The 18,886-nt window shown below is 71.7% G+C and carries 19 protein-coding genes; 8 read left to right on the top strand and 11 right to left on the bottom strand.

From position 1 onward, the window contains the following. Positions 1-131: 131 nt before the first annotated feature. Positions 132-911, bottom strand: coding sequence for an SDR family NAD(P)-dependent oxidoreductase (locus HG542_RS07075; protein ID WP_171079210.1), 780 nt, complete (start codon positions 909-911; stop codon positions 132-134). 69 nt (positions 912-980) lie between these two features. Further along, entirely contained in the window at positions 981-1,925 is a 945-nt protein-coding gene (locus tag HG542_RS07070) for a glycoside hydrolase family 25 protein (RefSeq protein ID WP_171079209.1), read from the bottom strand. Between the two features lie 109 nt (positions 1,926-2,034). On the opposite strand from HG542_RS07070, the gene HG542_RS07065 reads away from it, so the two are divergent. Further along, positions 2,035-2,670: a LysE family translocator gene (locus HG542_RS07065; protein WP_171079208.1), complete on the top strand. Its 636-nt coding sequence runs from the start codon at positions 2,035-2,037 to the stop codon at positions 2,668-2,670. A gap of 153 nt (positions 2,671-2,823) precedes the next feature. Next, complete coding sequence (locus HG542_RS35645) at positions 2,824-4,917, top strand: NEW3 domain-containing protein (RefSeq protein ID WP_171079207.1); 2,094 nt, start codon at positions 2,824-2,826, stop codon at positions 4,915-4,917. 70 nt (positions 4,918-4,987) lie between these two features. Here HG542_RS35645 and HG542_RS07055 read toward each other — a convergent pair whose 3' ends face one another. After that, positions 4,988-5,677, bottom strand: a complete 690-nt coding sequence (locus tag HG542_RS07055; protein WP_171079206.1) for an alpha/beta fold hydrolase — start codon at positions 5,675-5,677, stop codon at positions 4,988-4,990. Between HG542_RS07055 and HG542_RS07050 the strand changes: the two genes are divergently transcribed. Next, positions 5,663-5,926, top strand: coding sequence for a hypothetical protein (locus tag HG542_RS07050; protein WP_176606300.1), 264 nt, complete (start codon positions 5,663-5,665; stop codon positions 5,924-5,926). The two genes, HG542_RS07055 and HG542_RS07050, sit on opposite strands and share 15 nt — an antisense overlap. Before the next feature lie 10 nt (positions 5,927-5,936). Here the strand turns inward: HG542_RS07050 and HG542_RS07045 are convergent, their stop codons facing one another. Then, entirely contained in the window at positions 5,937-6,608 is a 672-nt protein-coding gene (locus tag HG542_RS07045) for an HdeD family acid-resistance protein (protein ID WP_171079205.1), read from the bottom strand. A 387-nt stretch (positions 6,609-6,995) separates the two neighbouring features. Between HG542_RS07045 and lanL the strand changes: the two genes are divergently transcribed. Both lanL and HG542_RS34815 read left to right on the top strand, forming a co-directional pair. Next, a complete protein-coding gene (gene lanL / locus HG542_RS07040) occupies positions 6,996-9,689 on the top strand; it encodes a class IV lanthionine synthetase LanL (protein WP_171079204.1) in 2,694 nt (897 codons plus the stop codon). A 70-nt stretch (positions 9,690-9,759) separates the two neighbouring features. Beyond that, positions 9,760-9,882, top strand: coding sequence for a hypothetical protein (locus HG542_RS34815; protein ID WP_255315813.1), 123 nt, complete (start codon positions 9,760-9,762; stop codon positions 9,880-9,882). Positions 9,883-9,947: 65 nt separating this feature from the next. Here the strand turns inward: HG542_RS34815 and HG542_RS07035 are convergent, their stop codons facing one another. Beyond that, a complete protein-coding gene (locus HG542_RS07035; protein WP_171079203.1) occupies positions 9,948-10,778 on the bottom strand; it encodes a TIGR02452 family protein in 831 nt (276 codons plus the stop codon). Between the two features lie 233 nt (positions 10,779-11,011). On the opposite strand from HG542_RS07035, the gene HG542_RS07030 reads away from it, so the two are divergent. Beyond that, positions 11,012-11,401 carry an SSI family serine proteinase inhibitor gene (locus HG542_RS07030; RefSeq protein WP_171079202.1) on the top strand — a complete coding sequence of 130 codons (390 nt, stop codon included), beginning with the start codon at positions 11,012-11,014 and terminating at the stop codon, positions 11,399-11,401. A 21-nt stretch (positions 11,402-11,422) separates the two neighbouring features. On the opposite strand, the gene HG542_RS07025 is transcribed toward HG542_RS07030, so the two are convergent. The 5 genes from HG542_RS07025 to HG542_RS07005 form a co-directional block, all read right to left on the bottom strand. Beyond that, positions 11,423-11,581 (bottom strand): hypothetical protein, encoded by a 159-nt coding sequence (locus HG542_RS07025; RefSeq protein ID WP_171079201.1) that lies wholly within the window; start codon positions 11,579-11,581, stop codon positions 11,423-11,425. 118 nt (positions 11,582-11,699) lie between these two features. Continuing rightward, positions 11,700-12,659 carry a cytochrome c oxidase assembly protein gene (locus HG542_RS07020; protein WP_171079200.1) on the bottom strand — a complete coding sequence of 320 codons (960 nt, stop codon included), beginning with the start codon at positions 12,657-12,659 and terminating at the stop codon, positions 11,700-11,702. A gap of 78 nt (positions 12,660-12,737) precedes the next feature. After that, positions 12,738-13,763 carry a 6-phosphofructokinase gene (locus tag HG542_RS07015; protein WP_171079199.1) on the bottom strand — a complete coding sequence of 342 codons (1,026 nt, stop codon included), beginning with the start codon at positions 13,761-13,763 and terminating at the stop codon, positions 12,738-12,740. A 102-nt stretch (positions 13,764-13,865) separates the two neighbouring features. Then, positions 13,866-14,594 (bottom strand): type 1 glutamine amidotransferase, encoded by a 729-nt coding sequence (locus HG542_RS07010; RefSeq protein ID WP_171079198.1) that lies wholly within the window; start codon positions 14,592-14,594, stop codon positions 13,866-13,868. A 26-nt stretch (positions 14,595-14,620) separates the two neighbouring features. Beyond that, positions 14,621-15,859 (bottom strand): MurT ligase domain-containing protein, encoded by a 1,239-nt coding sequence (locus HG542_RS07005; protein WP_171079197.1) that lies wholly within the window; start codon positions 15,857-15,859, stop codon positions 14,621-14,623. Positions 15,860-16,023: 164 nt separating this feature from the next. On the opposite strand from HG542_RS07005, the gene def reads away from it, so the two are divergent. Further along, on the top strand, positions 16,024-16,593 hold the full coding sequence (gene def / locus HG542_RS07000; protein WP_171079196.1) for a peptide deformylase: 570 nt from the start codon (positions 16,024-16,026) through the stop codon (positions 16,591-16,593). 160 nt (positions 16,594-16,753) lie between these two features. Here def and HG542_RS06995 read toward each other — a convergent pair whose 3' ends face one another. Then, positions 16,754-17,398, bottom strand: a complete 645-nt coding sequence (locus HG542_RS06995) for a TetR/AcrR family transcriptional regulator (RefSeq protein ID WP_171079195.1) — start codon at positions 17,396-17,398, stop codon at positions 16,754-16,756. A 184-nt stretch (positions 17,399-17,582) separates the two neighbouring features. On the opposite strand from HG542_RS06995, the gene HG542_RS06990 reads away from it, so the two are divergent. Beyond that, complete coding sequence (locus tag HG542_RS06990) at positions 17,583-18,815, top strand: acyl-CoA dehydrogenase family protein (protein WP_171079194.1); 1,233 nt, start codon at positions 17,583-17,585, stop codon at positions 18,813-18,815. Positions 18,816-18,886: the final 71 nt, after the last annotated feature.

Below are 18,886 nucleotides of genomic sequence, written 5' to 3'. Positions count from 1 at the left end.
GGCCTACCGCGGCGCCGTGGCCCTTGGTGAGGGTGCTGGGTGGCGCTCGATGACGCCATGTGGCGCCGGGTGGCGCCACATGGCGCCACCCGACATTCACCACCTGCCACCCGCCTCCGCCCCGACGCCGCTCAGTGCACCGAGAACCCCCCGTCGACGAAGATCGACTGCCCGGTGACATACCCCGACGCGCGGCTGGCCAGGAACACGGCCGCCCCGGCGAAGTCCTCCGCCAGACCGTTGCGCCCGACCAGCGTGCGCGCGGCGAGCGCCGCCACCTTCTCCGGGTCGGACGACAAGCGCACGTTGAGCGGGGTCATGACGAAGCCGGGCACCAGCGTGTTGCAGGTGACGCCATACGGCGACCACGCCTCGGCCTGGGAACGGGCCAGCGACTCCAGCGCCCCCTTGGACACCCCGTAGGCGCCGCTCTGGACGAAGGCCCGGTGCGCCTGCTGCGAGGTGATGTGGATGATCCGCCCGAACCCCCGCTCGGCCATGCCCGGCCCGAACCGCCGGCCCAGCAGGAACGGTGCCTCCAGGTTCACTGCCATCGTGGTGTCCCACACCTCGTCGCCCAGCTCGCCCATCGGCGGCCGCAGGTTGATGCCGGCGCTGTTGACGAGGATGTCGGGCTCGCCGAACACCCCGGCCGCCTGCTCCGCCGCCGCGCGCACCCCGTCGCGGGTGCTCAGGTCGGCGCCGACCCAGGCCGCCCGGCAGCCGTCCGCCGTCAACTCGTCGACGGTGGCGGCGAGTTCCTGCTCCTTGCGTGCCACGACCACCACGCTCGCCCCCGCACGCGCGAGGGCTCCGGCTATGGCCCGGCCGATGCCGGAACTGCCGCCCGTCACCACGGCGACCCGGCCGTCCAGCGAGAACAGTTCGGTGAGATAGGTATGTGCGCTCATGACCGCACCCTAGAGGGCACACCCTGGAGGGCACGTTCACAGTGGCAGCGGCCGGGCCGGAAGGCGTGCTCAGGCGACCTGGCGGCCGGTGATGTAGCCGAGCAGCGGGGCCGTGGAGCGGATCCGTACCTTGTCCACGTCCGTGCCGGCCGGGAGTTCCAGGACGAGCTTGCTGCCGGTGAGCGTCAGGGTGACGGGCGCGGCGGGGGCGTCCCAGTCGCCTCTTTCGTGGTGGAAGGCGGTGACCACCTGGCCTTCGGCGCCCTGCGGGGCCAGGCAGAGCCACATGGGGCCGTTGCGGGCGCTGCCTTGGGGGTTGGTCGGTGTCCCGGCGGGTTCGACCGGCAGGTCGACGGTCGTGTTCGCGGGGATCGGAGGCAGGTAGGCGAGCATGTCGTCCTCCGTGTAGTGAGGGGTGGGGGGTGCGGGCTGCTGGAAGGACAGCGACCAGTCCCGGAGGGCCGCCCTGCTGCCGAGGTGGCAGTAGTCGCGGTCGACGCCGTCGTCGCTGTACTGGTGGAAGAGCCAGGGAGCCTGTATGCCGGGGCTGCCGGCGGGGCGTCCGGCGGTGGCGATCCAGAGGAAGTCGCCGCAGTTCGAGGTGGTGTCGACGTTCAGCCAGTAGTCGAGATTGCAGTACATGCCGACCGCGTGATCGGGCATCGTCGACTTGACGTGGCTCAGCCAGGCGTCCCGGTAGGCGACCTGGCGGGCCTTGGGGACGCCGCTGTTGGCGTCGTCGTAGCCTTCCCAGTCGAGGACGACGATGTCCCCCGGCTGCCAGGCGACCTGGGCGAGGAAGAAGTCGGCTTCGCCGGTGGGGCTGTTGGCCATGTGCGGGTAGTGGTAGGCGCCCCAGACCAGGCCGTGGGCCTTGGCGTGGTCGCGCTGTGACGCCCACTTGGGGTTGATGTACGACAGGCCCTCGCTCACTTTGACGAACGCGAACGACAGGCCTGTCGTATCCGGGTTCGACGACTGGTAACTGGCCCAGTCCTGGCCGTAGATCCCCATGCGGATCAGTCCCTCTCAGGCCGTGGCGGTGCGCCTAGCATCGGCCCGGTCGGCGGCGTTGCCAAGAGTTCATGGTGCACTTGGTCCGCGACCTGCGAAGGTTGGGTGCATGCCCGGTGCCCGCATCCTCGCCTTCGCGGCCATGTCGTTCCTGGTCATCGTGATTCCCGGTCCGAGCGTGCTGTTCGTCATCGGGCGGGCGCTGGCGCAGGGTCGCCGTGCCGCCCTGACATCCGTCGCCGGGAACATGCTCGGCGCCCAAGTGCTCATCGTGGCCGTGGCGTTCGGGGTCGGCGCGGTCGTGGAACGCTCCGTGCTCGTCTTCACCGCGGTGAAACTGGCCGGTGCGGCGTACCTGGTGTGCCTCGGTGTGCAGGCGTGGCGGCAACGCGGGTCGCTGCAGGCGGCGTTCACCGGATCCGGGTCCCCGCGAGGGGATCTGCGCTCGGTGTGGGAGGGGTTCGCGGTGGGTGTGGCCAACCCGAAGACGATCGTGTACTTCACGGCGATGCTGCCGCAGTTCGTCGATCGCGACCGCGGGCACGTGGCGGCCCAGATGCTGCTGCTCGGCCTGGTGTTCACCGGTATCGGTGTGGTGTCGGACAGCGTGTGGGGACTGACCGCGGCCACCGCGCGGGACTGGTTCGCCCGTTCACCGCAACGGCTCGCGCTGGTCGGCGGCCTGGGCGGGCTCACGATGATCGGCCTCGGTGTCGGTGTCGCCGTGGCGGGACGGAAGGACTGACGACTCGGGGCAAGGGCGCAATGTGCCGTTGCTTTCGGTTATCTTCTGTTGCCCCTTGACTGGTTGTGTTGGATTTGGTTCGATCCCCCCGCACCCGCTCGACGCAAGGCATCAGATCCGCTCCCGGACCACCACCGGACCACAGGAGAACCGATGCGAAGAACGTGGGCTGCCCTGATCGCCGCCGCCCTGGTGGCGGCACCCCTGGCGGCGCTGCCCGTCGCGGTCACCCCGGCCGCCGCGCTCGACAACGGACTGGCCCGGACCCCGCCCATGGGCTGGAACGACTGGAACGCCTTCGGCTGCAACGTCGGCGAGAAGCTGGTCGAGCAGACCGCCGACAAGATCGTCGCCAGCGGGCTGCGGGACGCCGGCTACACGTACGTCAACATCGACGACTGCTGGATGGCGGGTTCCCGCGGCGCCGACGGCCAACTCGTCCCGGACCCGGCCAAGTTCCCGCACGGCATCGCGGGCGTGGCCCGCTATGTGCACGGCAAGGGCCTCAAGCTCGGCATCTACGAGAGCGCCGGCACGAAGACCTGCGCCGGCTATCCCGGCAGCCTCGGCCATGAGCAGCGCGACGCCGACTCCTTCGCCGCCTGGGGAGTCGACTACCTGAAGTACGACAACTGCAACAACCTCGGTATCCCGTCCCGGCAGCGCTACCAGGCCATGGGCGATGCCCTGGCCAGGACCCGTCGCCCCATCGTCTACAGCCTCTGCAACTGGGGCGAGGAATCCGTGGCGAGCTGGGCCCGCCCCGTCGGCAACCTCTGGCGCACCACCGGTGACATCGACGCTTCGTACGGTCGGATGCTGTACATCTTCCACCAGAACGCCAAGCTCGCCGACGCGGCCGGGCCGGGGGCCTGGAACGACCCCGACATGCTCGAAGTCGGCAACGGCATGACGCCCGTGGAGGACCGCACCGAGTTCTCGCTCTGGGCCGAGATGGCCGCCCCGCTGATCTCCGGCGCCGACCTGCGCTCGGCACGGCCCGAGACCCTCGCCGTCTACGGCAACAAGGAGGTCATCGCCGTCGACCAGGACCGGCTCGGCCGGCAGGGACGGCCGGTGAGCATGAAGAACGGCCTGGACGTGCTGGCCAAGCCGCTCGCCGACGGAAGTGTTGCGGTGACGCTGTTCAACGAGAACACCGCACCCGCCGTGATCTCCACCACCGCCCGTGACATCGGGCTGGGCCCCGCGCGCGGTTACGCCCTGCGGGATCTGTGGGAGCACCGCACCACCGAGAGCGCCGGGGTCATCAGCGCCACCGTGCCCGGCCACGGCACCGTCATGTACCGCGTCGCACCCACCGCGACGCCGGGCCGGTACGCACCGCACCTGGTGCTGGACACCACCGCGCCCGGCTGGACGGCCGGCAGCTCCGCCACGGTGACGGCCACCCTGACCAACCACGGCACGCGGACCGCCGACGGCCTGCAGCTCGGCGTCGCGACCCCCACCGGCTGGGCCGCGACCCCGCTCACGCCCGTCCGGTTCGCCCGACTCGCGGGCGGGCAGCAGGCGGTGGCCAGGTTCCGCGTGACCGCACCGGCCGTCCTCCCCGCGCCGATCACCCGCGCCACGGTCACCGGCACCGCGTCCGTCCGCGGGCCCGGCGGCTCCCGGACGATCGCCGCGCCGAACGCCGTGGAGCTCGCGGCACCGGTCCGGGCGCCGCTGAAGACCTTCACCGACAACGCCGCCGTCTTCGGCGCGCAGGGGGACCGTCTCGCGATCGACGGCGCGGGCGCCGACCTGTGGTCCCGCGTCGACCAGTACAGCGCGATCTACCGGCCGGGCGCGGAGCACGACGGCTCCACGACCACCGTCGAACTGACGGCCCAGACCCCCACCAGCGAGTGGGCCAAGGCGGGCATCATGGTGCGCAACGACATCACCGGGCCCGGCACTTCACCGGGCTACGTCATCCTCGCCGAAGCCCCCGGCAAGGGCTACGTCCTCCAGTGGGACAGCACCGGCAGCGGCCGCCTCGACTCCAACAGCGCTCCGTCCAACGAGGGAAGCGGCACGGCCGCGTACCCGACCCGGCTCAAACTGACGCGCTCGGGCTCGACGTTCACCGGGTACCGCTCGGCGGACGGCGTGACGTGGACCCGGGTCGGCACGGCAACTCTTCCGCACGTGAACGCCGTTCAGGACGTCGGCGTCTTCACCAGCTCGCACAGCGAGGGCACCACCGGCCAGGCGGACTTCACGGACTTCCGCCAGAGCTGACCGTCTGTGCAACGCCCCGGTTCCGGCCGGGAACCGGGGCGTTGCGTGCCCGACGGGTCGCGTGCGGTCATCACGCGGTGGCGAGTCCGTCGAGCAGGCGGGCGAGTTCTGCCGGCGCCTGGAGGTGGGCCATGTGACCCTGGCCCGGAAGCATGTGGACCGCGGCACCGGGGATGCGCTTCCGGACGTCGTCGAACGCCATGTCGTACGCGGACGTTCCCCGATGACATCGACCGAGGATCAGGTCGACATGCGTCGCTCGTCGCGCCAGCTCATACGGTGTCGGCGCCGCGTTCAGCGCGGCGATTTCGGCGTACGCCGTCCTGCTCAGGTGCTGCAAGGCCGCCCAGCCCCGGCGGTCCGCCCGCAGGGCCTCGATCTCCGCGGTATCGAGGCCGGCGATCTGCCGGCTCACCGTCTCGACGGTGGCATCCCGGTCCGCCGCCCCTTCGGCGGCCTTCAGGTCCGGCAGGGCGTGACTGCCGAACGGCCGTATCACCGGCTCGTAGGCGATCACCTGGTGCAGCGGGCGTTCATCGGCGGCCAGCAACGCGATCAAGCCGCCGTAGCTCCAGCCGAACAACGCCTGCGTGTCCTCGAATTGGTCGAGGACCACGCACAGGTCCTCGACTTCCGACCGCAGTGAGTACGAGCCGGTCAACGGCCCCGAAGGGGTGCGGCCCCGGCGGTTGACGACCGTCACCGACGGCCAGGCGGCGACAGCGGTCGCGACGTGTCGCCACGCGTGCGCGTCGCTCATCCGGGCGCCTACTACGCCGAACTGCACGGCTGGAACGAGCGCACTCTCCTCGCACGCATCGAGCAGGCCGTCCAGGACGGGGAACTCACCGGCGGCACCGACGCAGCGGCGCTGACGGGTCTCGTCCAGTCCGTCGTGCACGGCCTGTCGGTGCAAGCCGGCCTCGGCGCGGATCGTGAGGACCTGCTGGTGACGGCGCATCTCGCCCACGAGCTGATCCGCAAGTGCCTCCCGTCGGCCACGGCCTGACGCAGAACCCCTAGTGCTGGGGCCGCAGGTGCCAGCGGTGGCCCTGCGTGGTGCCCGGCGCGGCCGGGCGGGACGTGCGGCCCAGGCGGGCGCGGAGCTGGATGCCGTGGACGGCCTCGACCAGCCCGAGCGCGACCAGCAGGATGCCGGTGACCAGGGTGAGCACGGCGATCGAATGGAAGGGGGCGCTGACCATCACGATCCCGGCCAGGACGCTGATGATGCCGAGGAACAGCTGCCAGCCGCGGGCGGGCAGGGCCGGGGTGGACAGGGCCACGCCCGTCAGCATGACGCCCCGGAGCAGCCAGCCGAACCCGATCCAGAGGGCGAGCAGCAGGATCGACTGCGCCGGACCGCGGAGGGCCACCAGGCCGAGCAGGACGCACAGGCCGCCGCTGATGAAGCCGAGGGCGCGCATGTGCCCCGGGATGTGGTGCCCGAAGGCGCCCGCCAGCTGGAAGACCCCGACGGCCAGCAGGTAGATGCCGAAGAGGACACCGACCACGGTGAGACTGGCCCTGGGCCAGGCCAGGACGATGACGCCGAGGGCCACGGACGCCACGGCGGTGCTCAGCAGAATCTGCCAGCCGGCACGGGCCAGCGCCTCCAGCCCACCGCCGGGTCCGAAGCCCTGTGGCTCCGTGCCGTGGTGTTCGCCGGGTGTGTGCGGGGAGGATGTCATGGCATTCGCCTCTCCTGAAGTCGGACAGATAACTTCAGCAGGCGGTCGACCGCTCCTTCTGTTCAGGCTTGCACAGGTTCCGGAGCAGCGGCAACAGCACGGGCCGGGCCGGGCAGTCCTTTTGCGTCGGATCGACCGTCGCGCGGTCCGCCGGGATCCGCTGAAACGTAGCCTTCCGGTCCGCCCGCGAAAACCATTGGCCAGCGGAGATCGCACGCGTGCGATGAAGCATAAATGAAATGCGCGGAAATGAAATCGATCATTCCTCTGGCTGTTTTCGGGTGGCCGGTACACGGGGTGCTGTGAGGGGGTGGGTCAACGGTCCGTCGGGACGGCTATGTTGAGCAGCCGCACGACAGGCACGGATATCCGGAAGGTGGGCGGCCCATGACCTGTGACGACCGTGAATTCCCCGGTGATGCCCCGCTGCTCCGCGGATGCGTCCGAGCTGCCCTCGCCCGTCATGGCGCCACGGAATGGCACATCGTCCAGGGGGATTTCTGGTGCCACGTCGCACCGTGCGGCAAGCGCCCCGGGGTCCAGGGATGGAAACTGCACCTTTCCGCGACCCCGCTGTCCGCGCCGCTCGTGCTCGCGCGGGCAGCGGACGTACTCGTCGGACACCGCTGCGCGTTCAAGTTCGCCGGCTCTCTCGCGCGGGTGACCGAACTGCTCTCCCGGGGGTACGGCCGGGGCAGCGGCGGGAAATTCATCACCGCATATCCGGACGGGGACGAGAACCGACTCCGGGAACTTGCGGCGGAACTGCATCGGGCGACCCTGGGGCTGCCAGGTCCCGGTATTCTCTCCGACCGTCCCTATCGGGCGGGCAGCCTGGTGCACTACCGATTCGGGGTCCACGACGGGGTTCCGGTCCTGGGCGACGACGGTTCGTACGAAGCCATGCTGATGGCCCCGGACGGGACCCTGGCCCGGGACGAGCGCCACGCCTGGTTCTCCCCGCCGCGCTGGGCGCCCCACGATCCTTTCGCCTCGCCGTCCGTCGCGCACGGCGGCACAGCCGCCGGAGCCGTCCGGCTCGACGGCCGGTACACCGTACGGCAGGTCGTCCGCCACGCGTTCACGGGCGGGGTGTACCGGGCGACGGACGACGAGACCGGGCTGCCCGTCGTCATCAAGCAGGCCCGCCCGCACACCGGCGCCACCCTCACCGGCCAGGACGTGCGGGACGCTCGGCGGAACGAAGCCGCCATGCTCGAACTGCTGGAACCGACCGGCATCACGCCTCGCCCGCTCGGCCTCTTCGAGCAGCAGCACGACCTCTTCCTAGTCCAGGAGGAACTGCCGGGCGTCACCCTGCGCAGATGGGTGGCCGACAACATCGCGCACGACGGCGGCACCTGGGGTCCGCCGGACGACGCCGTGGAACGGATCGCCTGGCAACTGCTGGAACTCGTGGAGCTCGTCCACGGCCACGGCCTCGTGTTACGGGACTTCAACCCCGGCAACGTCATGGTGCTGCCGGACGAGGAACTCCGCCTGATCGACCTGGAACACCTCGCCCGCCCGGGCGACCCGGTCACCCGCGTGTACACGCCGGGCTACGCCGCCCCGGAGCAGATCGCCTCCCCGTACATCGGCACGGCACCCGGGCCCACGGCCGACTGCTACAGCCTGGGCGCCACCCTCTTCCACGCCGCCACCGGCGTCGATCCCCAACTGCCGCCCGACCGGCCCATGGTGCGCCCGGGGCACCGGCGGATCCAGGACTGGCTCGGCACCCTGTGCGCCGGCAACCCCGCCGCACGGCGCCTCGCCCCCGCCATCGTCGCCCTGATGCACGACGACCCCGCACGGCGTCCCGGACCCGGCGCCGTACGGGGCCTCCTCGGCGGCGGCACGCCGCTGCGCCGCCCCGGCCGGCTGGGCGACGCGGAGCTGAAGCAGCTGATCGGCGACGCGCTGGACCACCTGCTCACCACGATGGACCCCGCCGCGCCGCAACACCTGTGGCCGCCCTCGCCGTTCGGTGCCACGACCGACCCGTGCAACGTCCAGCACGGCGCCGCGGGCATCCTCGGCGTACTGGTCCGCGCGTACGAGTCCGCCCCGGACCCCGCCCTGCGGGAGGCCGTTGCCGCTGCAGCGCACTGGACCGGCCGCACGGTGGGCCGCGAACCGCGCGTGCTGCCCGGACTCCACTTCGGCCGTTCCGGCACCGCATGGGCGCTGCTCGCAGCCGGCCGGGCCCTGGGCGACGAGGAACTGGTCGCGCAGGCGCACGAGCTCGCCGGGCGCGTACCGCTGCGTCCGCCCAACCCCGACATCTGCCACGGGGCGGCCGGGGCGGGCATGACCCAGCTCCGCTTCTGGGAGGACACGGGCAGCGACCGCTTCCTGGACCGGGCCCGGGAGGCCGCCGACGCGGTCGCGGCGGCACGCGAGCGCAGGGAGACCCTTTCCTACTGGCCGGTACCCCGCGGCTCGGCGTCCCGGCTGGCCGGCCTCGTCCACTACGGCTTCGCCCACGGGGTCGCCGGAGCCGGAGCGTTCCTGCTCGCCGCGGGCCGGGCCGCCCACGACAGCGGTCACCTCGCCATGGCGGCCGAAGCGGGCGAAACCCTGCTCGCGACGGCCCAGTCGAAGGACGGCGCCGCCTACTGGCCGGAAGGTCCCTCCGGCCGGGTCCTCAAGACGCACTGGTGCAGCGGATCGTCCGGGATCGGCACCTTCCTGATCCGCCTCTGGCAGGAGACCCGGGACGAGCGACTGCGCGAGGCGAGCCACCGGGCGGCCGTCGCCGTACGCCGCTCCCGGTGGCACGCCGGCACCTCGCAGTGCCACGGACTGGCCGGCGACGGCGAGTTCCTGCTCGACCTCGCCGAGGCGACCGGACAGGACACGTACCGCGGCTGGGCCGAGGAGCTCGCCGTCGGCATCTACGCCCGCCACGCCGTGCACGACGGCCGCGTCCTCGTCCCGGACGAGACCGGCGCCGCCGTCTCCGCCGACTACAACACGGGCCTCGCCGGTGTACTGGCCTTCCTGCTGCGCCTGCGCGACGGCGGCCCCCGCCTCTGGCTGCCCACATCCTTCACCGGGCCGCCGAGCGCCCGGTGACACCGGCCCCTCCACGCCGGCCGCCCCCCGGTGTGGAGACCCGCCGCATTGCGAGAGGAGGTGATCCGACATGGCCGACGATGTGAACCTGCTGCAACTGCTCCCGTCCGAGGAGGAGTCCGAGGACAGCATCGACTGCCCGTCGAGCTGTTCATGGAGCTGTTCGTGGAGCTGTTCCTGGACCAACTTCTAGGAACCGGCTTCCGGGCCGGTGAGTGACGCCGGTCCGTCCCGTGGCCGTACGGGACGGGCCGGCCGTCAGCTTTCCGCCCGCGGGAACCGCCGGGCGAACGCCTCACGCACCGGCGAGTCCGTGCGCCGGTCCAGGACGGCGAAGACGACCCGCTCGAAGCAGTCCGCGAAGCGGCCCCCGCCGGTCAGGTGCGTGGCGAACGCCGTTGCCACGTCGGCCGGTTCGTTGCGGAAGACCCCGCATCCCCAGGCACCGAGCACCAGTTGACGGTAATGATGCGCAGCCGCCACCTCCAGAACGCGTTCCGCGCGGGTGACCAGGGCGCCCGGGACGCGGGCGCTCACGCCCGGCATGCGCTGTGCGATCACGCCCGCGTTGGGGGCCGGGCAGGTGAGGAAGCCCGCCTCGAAGGGCGTGTCGAGGAGCGTGCCGCGGTCGTCCCGGAAGACCGGGACGGCGGGGGAGTGGATGACCCGGTCGCTGTAGAAGGGGCTCGCGTCCGCCCGGTGGGCCGCGTAGAAGTCCGGTGCCTCGCGCAGACAGGTGTAGAGGGCCGAGCCCCGGCACAGAGCCTCCTCCTGCGCCTGTGCGCCGTTGAGGTAGCCGCCGCCCGGATTGCGGGCCGAGGCGAAGTTGAGGACCGCCACCGGAGCGGTGGCGGCCAGCCGGCGGGCCGCCTCCAGGCTGCCTTCCGCCGTCACCTCGAACTCCGTTGTACCGGCCACCGGTTCCCACGCCGGAACGGCGACCGGCTCCGGCCCGTACAGCCGTGTCCCCCGCCGGGCCCGGGCCACCGCCTGCGCGATGTCCGTCCTGCGGCCGTCCGGCGTCGTCCAGCCGCCCGCGGCGACGATCTGCTCCGTCGCCTTCGCCATCTCGCGCAGTCGTGCGCTCATCCGTGGATTCCCCTCCCGGGCCGTGTCGAAGGCACCGAGCGTACGGCCCACCGCCCCGCACCGCGACGGCTTTTCCGCAGGTCACACGGCCACCGCCAACCGAGTGGCCCGCGCCCGCCGGACGGGCGACGCGGGCGGTGCGGCCGCTTGCCGCGGTGTGCCCGCGCGCGGTGGCCTGGCCCGCGACCCCGCACCACCCCGTATCCGTATCCCCGTGCCCGGGAGGCCCGTCCATGTCCGTATGCTCCGCCGCGGCCGCTGCGGCGACCGCCACCGCGCTGCTCGCCCTGCCGCTCGTCCCGGCATCGGCCGACGAGCAGGAGGAGGGGCGGCTCCTGCTGACCGTCTCCGGTGCCGAGCACAGCTGGATCCGCGGTGTCCGGCTCGGCTGCCCCGGAGCGCACGGGAAGCACCCGCACGGGGCCGAGGCCTGCCGGGATCTGATCGCGGCCGGCGGGCGGCCGGACGCGCTGCGCGGCGACCCGCACCCGTGCACCTTGGAGGAGGACCCGGTGATCGCCACCGCGCAGGGGGAGTGGCACGGGCAGGACATCCACTGGCGGAAGGCCTTCGGCAACGCCTGCGTGCTCGACGCCGCCACCGGACCGGTCTTCCGGTTCTGACCCCGGAGCCCCCCGGAGGCGTCACGTTCTGCGGGCCACCGCGACCCCCACCGTCGCCGCCCCCAGCACCAGCCACGTGAACCACAGCCAGCCGTTGCTGCCGAGCGCGACGGAATAGGCGGTCACCGCGATCAGCGCGCCCACCGTCAGTACCGCCATCGCCTTGGTCGAGCCGGGCATCCCGCACCTCCTCAACTGCGGTTCCGCACAGCCGTACAGCACTGTACAAACGCGCGGACCGCGGCCAGGAGTCCATGGTCTCCTTGCCGCGGTCCGTCCGCCACACCCTGGTGACCGCCTACTGCTGCTCGCGCGCCCGGAGCGAGGCCAGGTAGGCGTTGTAGGCCGCCAGTTCCTTGTCGCCGTCCCGGGCCGCGTTGCGGTCGCTCCGCTTCGCCTGCCGCTGCTCGGAGCGGTACCACTGGTAGACCAGCGCGATCAGCACCACGACCGAGGGGATCTCGCTGAACGCCCAGGCGATGCCGCCCGCCGCCGTCTGGTCGGACAGGGCGTCGATGCCCAGCGAGGCCGGCGGGTGCATGTACGTGCCGATCATCGGCTGGGTCGCCATCATCAGCGCGATGCCGAAGAACGCGTGGAACGGCATGCCCGCGAACAGCTCCAGCATCCGCATCACATAGCCCGGCCGGTGCGGACCCGGGTCCACGCCCATGATCGGCCAGAAGAACACCAGGCCCACGGCGAGGAAGTGGACCATCATCGCGATGTGTCCGGTCTTCGTCTCCATCAGGAAGTCGAAGAGCGGGCTGAAGTACAGCGCGTAGAGGCTCGCGATGAACAGCGGGATCGTGAACGCCGGGTGCGTGATGACGCGCATGTAGCGACTGTGCAGCAGGGCGACCAGCAACTCGCGCGGGCCCTTGCGGCCGCGGCCCGCCGCCGGCAGCGCGCGCAGCGTCAGCGTCACCGGCGCGCCCAGCAGGAGCAGGATGGGGGAGAGCATGCTGATGACCATGTGCTGCACCATGTGCACGCTGAACATGACCATGCCGTAGTCGTTGAGCTTGGTGCACATCACCAGGGCCACCGACAGCACGCCCAGGACCCACGCCACGGTCCGGCCGACCGGCCACTTGTCGCCGCGCCGCCGCAGTCGCACCACGGCCCAGCCGTAGAGCCCCAGGCCCAGCAGGCTGCCGATCATGAAGAACGGGTCGCCGCTGAACTCCAGGCCCCGTCCCAGCGTGAACGGCGGCATGTCCATCATCATCATGCCGTGATGCCCGCTGTGATCCATCCACTCTCTCCCAATTCGGACCAATGCGCCTCGACCAGAGTAGAGGCGCACTCGCGGGCGATCAGCCGCGGGGTGGCCTCACAGCACGCACTCGACCTCGGAGTATCGGTCCTCCGGCACCGTCTTCAACTGCGCGACCGCATCGGCCAGTGGCACCAGCGTGATCTCGTTGCCGCGCAGCGCCGTCATCATGCCGAACTCCTTGCGGTGCACCGCCTCCACCGCGTGCCAGCCGAAGCGCGTGGCCAGCACCCTGTCGTAGGCGCTGGGCGTGCCGCCGCGCTGCACGTGCCCGAGGATGACCGGACGGGCCTCCTTGCCGAGCCGCCGCTCCAGCTCGCCGGCCAACTGCCGTGCCACACCGGCGAACCGCTCGTGCCCGTAGACGTCCGTACCGCCCGTCTCGAACGCCATCGTGCCCTCGCGCGGCTTCGCGCCCTCGGCCACCACGACGATCGCGAAGCGCTTGCCGTCGGCGAAGCGCTTGCCGACCACCTCGGCCAGTTCCTCGATGTCGAAGGGCCGCTCGGGCACGACGATGGCGTGGGCGCCCGCGGCCATACCGGAGTTGAGGGCGATCCAGCCCGTGTGACGGCCCATCACCTCGACGATGAGGACCCGTTGGTGCGACTCGGCGGTGGTCTTGAGCCGGTCCAGGGCGTCGGTGGCCACGCCGACCGCGGTGTCGAAGCCGAAGGTCACATCGGTGGAGGTGATGTCGTTGTCTATCGTCTTGGGGACGCCGACGACGGGCAGCCCCGCGTCCGACAGCAGCCGGGCCGCCTTGAGGGTGCCCTCGCCGCCGATCGGGATCACGGCGTCGATGCCGAGGGCGGCGACGTGCTCCTTGGCTCGCTCGACGCCGTCCCGCAGCTGGGCGGGCTGCACGCGCGAGGAGCCCAGGATCGTGCCGCCGGTGGCCAGGATGCCGGCCACGTCCTCCAGGCCGAGCGGCCGGTGATCCCCTTCGAGCAGGCCCCGCCAGCCGTCGCGGAAGCCGACGACCTCGTCACCGTGGTCGACGACCGCACGGTGCACGACGGACCTGATGACGGCGTTGAGTCCGGGGCAGTCGCCGCCGGAGGTGAGTACACCGATGCGCATGACAGGGAACCTTCACAACAGGGCCGGAGACCGGACCCCGTCGTCCGGCTGGAATCCCCGCCACCCTAGTTCAGAGTGGGCGGCGGGGACCGCGACCGTCCGTCATGCGGGCTGTGTCGCCGCCGCGATGCGCTCGTTGCGGAGTGCCTCGTACCAGCGGTCGTCCACCGGGGGCAGGGCGTTGACGTCCAGCGCCAGCTTGATCAGCAGGTCCGCGATGTGCGGGTTGCGGGCCATGACGGGGCCGTGCATGTAGGTGCCGAAGACCGTGTCGTTGAACGCGCCCTCGGTGCCGTCGCCCGTGCCGTTGCCCTTGCCGAAGCGGACCCGGGCGAACGGGCGGGCCGTCGGGCCCAGGTGGGTGACGCCCTGGTGGTTCTCGAACCCGGTCAGCGGCGGCAGGTTGAGCTGCGGGTCGATGTCGGCGAGCACGTCGCCGACGCAGCGCTCGCCCTCGCCGCGGGTGCTGATCACGTCCAGCAGGCCCAGGCCCTGCTCGCGCCGGCCCAGGTCGTTGACGAACTCGTGGCCCAGGATCTGGTAGCCGGCGCAGACCGAGAAGACGATCGCGCCGTTGGCCACGGCCCGGTTGAGGCCGCCGTCGCGGCGCAGCCGCTCGGCGGCCAGCCGCTGCGGGCGGTCCTCGCCGCCGCCGATCAGGTAGATGTCGCCCGAGGTGGGGATCTGCTGGTCGGAACGGACGTCCAGGCGCTGGACGTCCAGCCGGCGCTGCTGCGCCCGCCGCTCCAGGACCAGGGTGTTGCCCTGGTCGCCGTAGGTGCTGAGCAGGTCGGGGTAGACCCAGACCACGCGCAGACTGTTCTGGCTCATGCTCACAATCCTTCCGTGGTGGGTCTTCAGTTGCCGACGCGGCGGCGGACGTCCTGGAACGCCGTGTAGTTGGCGATCAGCTCGATCCGGCCGGGCGGCGCCGACTGCACGGCCTCGTCCACGGTCTCGCAGACCCGGAAGTCCACGCCCGCGACCTCCAGGCGCACCGCCAGGTCGAGCTTGCGGTCGCCGATGACGAAGATCGGGTGCCCGGCGAGCCGGGTGTAGTCGACGTCCCACAGCCAGGAGGTGTCGGTGCCGTCCGCGCCGCGGGCGTTCACCGAGAGGATCACCGGGGCCGGGGGGCCGTCGATCAGGGAGAAGGTCTCCAGCCAGCCGGCCGGGTTCTTCGCCAGCAGCAGCCGGACGTCGCGGCCCAGGAAGTTCACCGTGTCGTACCGGCCGGCCACCGCCTGCACCTGGTACATCCGCTCCAGCGCGACCTGCGGCGGCACCCCGAAGGTGGCGGCCACGGCGGCGGAGGTGGTGGCGTTGGCCTTGTTGGCCCGGCCCGGCAGCTGCAGATGGATCGGCCACGCCGAGCCGTGCGGGTCGAGCACGTAGTCGCCGGACAGCGCCCAGCTCGGGGTGGGCCGGCGGAAGCCGCACTCGCCGCAGAACCAGTCGTCGCCGGGACGCTGCATCACGCCGCCGCACGACGGGCAGGACCAGGCGTCGTCCTTCCACTCCTGGCCCACCGCGACCCACACCACGTTCGGCGAGGAGGAGGCGGCCCACACGATCAGCGGGTCGTCGGCGTTGGCGATGATCACGGCCTTGGTGCCGGTCAGGCCCTCGCGCCACTTCTCGGCCAGCATGCGGGTCTCCGCGGCGCGGTCGAGCTGGTCGCGCGAGAGGTTCAGCAGCGCTATGGCCTTGGGGTTCACATCGCGCGCGACGCCCGCCAGGTACTTCTCGTCCACCTCGATCACGCCGTAGCGCGCGTCCGAGCCGCCGGCCAGGGCGGAGGTGATGCCCGCGGGCATGTTGGCGCCCAGGGCGTTGGACACCACCGGTCCGCTGGCCCGCAGCGCCTCGGCGATCAGCCGGGTCGTGGTGGTCTTGCCGTTGGTGGCGGACACCAGGACCACGTCCAGGTGGGTCGCCAGCCGGGCCAGCAGGTCGGGGTCGAGCTTGAGCGCGACCTTGCCGCCGATCACCGATCCGCTGCCGCGCCCCGCGGCCCGAGACACCGCCGCAGCAGCCTTGCCCGCCGTCACGGCCAGCTTGGCCCGCGGCGACATCGGCCCCGTGTTGCCTGCCATCGTCCTAGATCCTCCTTGCATCCGCGCCGGGCCCGATCCTGGTCCGCCGGTGGAACGCTCCCCCCGTGCCGAATCGCCGGCCAGGAGGCCTCGGTCGGGATCAGCCTATCGAGATCCCGGCCGGGCCCCGAACCGGCCGCCTGCAGGAACGTACTCTTGAGCCCATGCGCAGAGGCTCGATACCCGGCAGTTCCGGACAAGTCAGACCCATGAGGCTCCTCGGGGACCGAGGGCTGGCCGCCTCCTGCGCCGAGGTCACCGCATTCGGCCCGGACCTGGGCCGGCTTGTCGAGGACATGTTCGCCACGATGTACGCGGCGAACGGGGTGGGGCTCGCCGCCAACCAGATCGGGGTCGGGCTGCGGGTCTTCGTCTACGACTGCCCCGACGACGAGGACGTGCGCCACGTCGGCCACATCGTGAACCCGCGGCTGGTCGAGACCGGGGGCATCACGGTGCGCGGGCCCGAGGGCTGCCTTTCCCTGCCGGGGCTGGAGGCGGGGACCGAGCGGTTCGACGAGGCCGTCGTGGAGGGGGTCACCGTGGACGGTGACCCCGTGCGGGTGCGCGGCACCGGGTTCTTCGCGCGGTGCCTGCAGCACGAGTGCGACCACCTGGAGGGTGGGCTGTACGTGGACCGGCTCGCCGGTATGCGCCGGTGGCGCGTCCTTCGCGCTGCGCGCAGGGCGCCGTGGGCGGGGCGTACGGAGATGCTGCGCACCGGCGCCCCGTAGGGGCGCGGGGAACTGCGCGATCAGCCCCCGCCGACCCGCAGATGACGCACCACCCCAGGGGTCCGGGGCCCAGCCCGGGTACCTCGACTGCGGGAGCGTCGTGACTTGTCGCGCAGTTCCCCGCGCCCCTACGGGGCGCGTCACGGGGCGAGGCCCCCGTTCAGAACCCCGGCCCCCCGGCCAGGTCGCCGGCAACGGCAAGGCGGCCCCACAGCAGATCGGCCAGGTGCCGCACCAGCCTCCCGCGGGGGAACGGCCGCTCACGGAGCCACCAGTCGCCGGCGGCGTGCATCATGCCCACGATCCCGTGGCCCCAGGCCCGCGCCAGCTCTCCGCCGTCCGGGCCGAGGTCGACCCGTTCCGCTATCACCTCGGCCAGTTCCTCGCCCAGCCGCCGGAGCAGCGGCGCGGAGTGCTTGCCCACGTCGAAGCCCTGCTCCGAGGGCGGCTCCTCCTCCGCGGGATGCATCAGGAAGCGGTACACCTGGGGCCGTGCCTCGATGGCCGCGAGATAGGTGTCGAGCGTCGACTCGACCCGCTCGCGCCGGCCGACGGGCGCGTCGAGTGCGGCGCGCAGCCCGTCCAGCAGTGCCTCGGTGTGCCGCGCGGCGAGCGCCCGGTAGAGCCCGCCCTTGTCGCCGAAGTGCCGGTAGAGGATCGGCTTGGTGATCCCCGCCTCGGCCGCGATGGCGTTCATCGACGCCCCCGGCCCGTCCCTCAGCACCACCCGGTCCGCGGCCTCCAGCAGCTCCTTGCGCCGCTGTTCCGCCGCCCGCTGCTGGTCTTCCCGCTGGCTGGTCTCCATATGACGTGCCTCCCCGCCCCTGTGGTTCATGGCGTCACGACCCGTGGTGCATGACGCCTGCGCAACGTAACACCCGCTCCACGCAACGGATTCGAGGGGCGGGCGGAGACGATGGCCTCTTGACGCCTCCTACCGACGGGTAACATACTCGCGTTACCGATGGTAACGATGGCTGGGAGGGGACATGGCCGAGTTCGCCCTGGAGCTGAACGAGGATCAGAAAGCCGTCCGGGACTGGATCCACGGCTTCGCCGCCGATGTGATGCGGCCGGCCGCGGCCGAGTGGGACGAGCGCGAGGAGTTCCCCTGGCCCGTCGTGCAGGAGGCGGCCAAGATCGGTCTCTACTCGCTCGACTTCTACGCCCAGCAGTTCTTCGACCCGACGGGTCTCGGCATCCCCATGGCCCTGGAGGAACTCTTCTGGGGCGACGCCGGCCTGGGCCTGGCGATCGCCGGCACCGCCCTGGCGGCGGTCGGTGTCCTCGCCAACGGCACCGACGAGCAGATCGGCACCTGGATCCCGCAGATGTACGGCGACGCCGACGATGTGAAGGTGGCCGCCTTCTGTTCGTCCGAGCCCGACGCCGGCTCGGACGTCGCGGCGATGCGCACCCGCGCGGTGTACGACGCGGCGAAGGACGAGTGGGTGATCAACGGCACCAAGACCTGGGCCACGAACGGCGGCATCGCCAACGTGCACGTGGTCGTCGCCGTCGTCGACCCCGGACTCGGCCCGCGCGGCCACGCCTCCTTCATCGTGCCGCCGGGCACGGCCGGGCTCTCCCAGGGGCAGAAGTTCAAGAAGCACGGCATCCGCGCCTCCCACACGGCCGAGGTGGTCCTGCGGGACGTGCGGGTGCCCGGCAGCTGTCTGCTCGGCGGCAAGGAGAAGCTGGACGAGCGCCTGGCGCGCGCCCGTGAGCGCGCCGCCGCGGGCGGCGGGGGCGAGCGTGTCAAGAACGCCGCCATGGCCACGTTCGAGGCCTCCCGCCCCGCCGTGGGCGCGCAGGCGGTCGGCACCGCCCGGGCCGCGTACGAAGTGGCCCTGGACTACGCGCAGACGCGGGTGCAGTTCGGCCGCCCGATCATCGACAACCAGGGCGTCGCCTTCCAGCTCGCCGACATGCGCACGCGGATCGACGCGGCGCGGCTGCTCGTCTGGCGCGCGTCCTGGATGGCGGCCGCGGGCAAACCCTTCACGGCGGCCGAGGGTTCGATGTCCAAGCTGTTCGCGGGGGAGACGGCGAAGTCCGTCACGGCGCAGGCGATGCAGATCCTGGGCGGCAACGGCTACACCCGCGAATACCCCGTGGAGCGCATGCACCGGGATGCCGCCATTTACACGGTATTTGAGGGCACGAGCGAGATCCAGCGACTCGTCATCGCCCGGGCGGTTTCCGGGGTGCCCATCCGTTAAAGTGCTTTGCGTTCATGGCAGTTGAACGCAAGACCTTTCCAAATTGCCGTCTTTCAAAGGGGTTTGTAGTT

The organism is Streptomyces morookaense (assembly GCF_013030945.1).
Classification (GTDB): Bacteria; Actinomycetota; Actinomycetes; order Streptomycetales; family Streptomycetaceae; genus Streptomyces; species Streptomyces morookaensis.
Note: the sequence above shows the minus strand (reverse complement) of the source record. Positions and strands in the feature narration are given on the sequence as shown.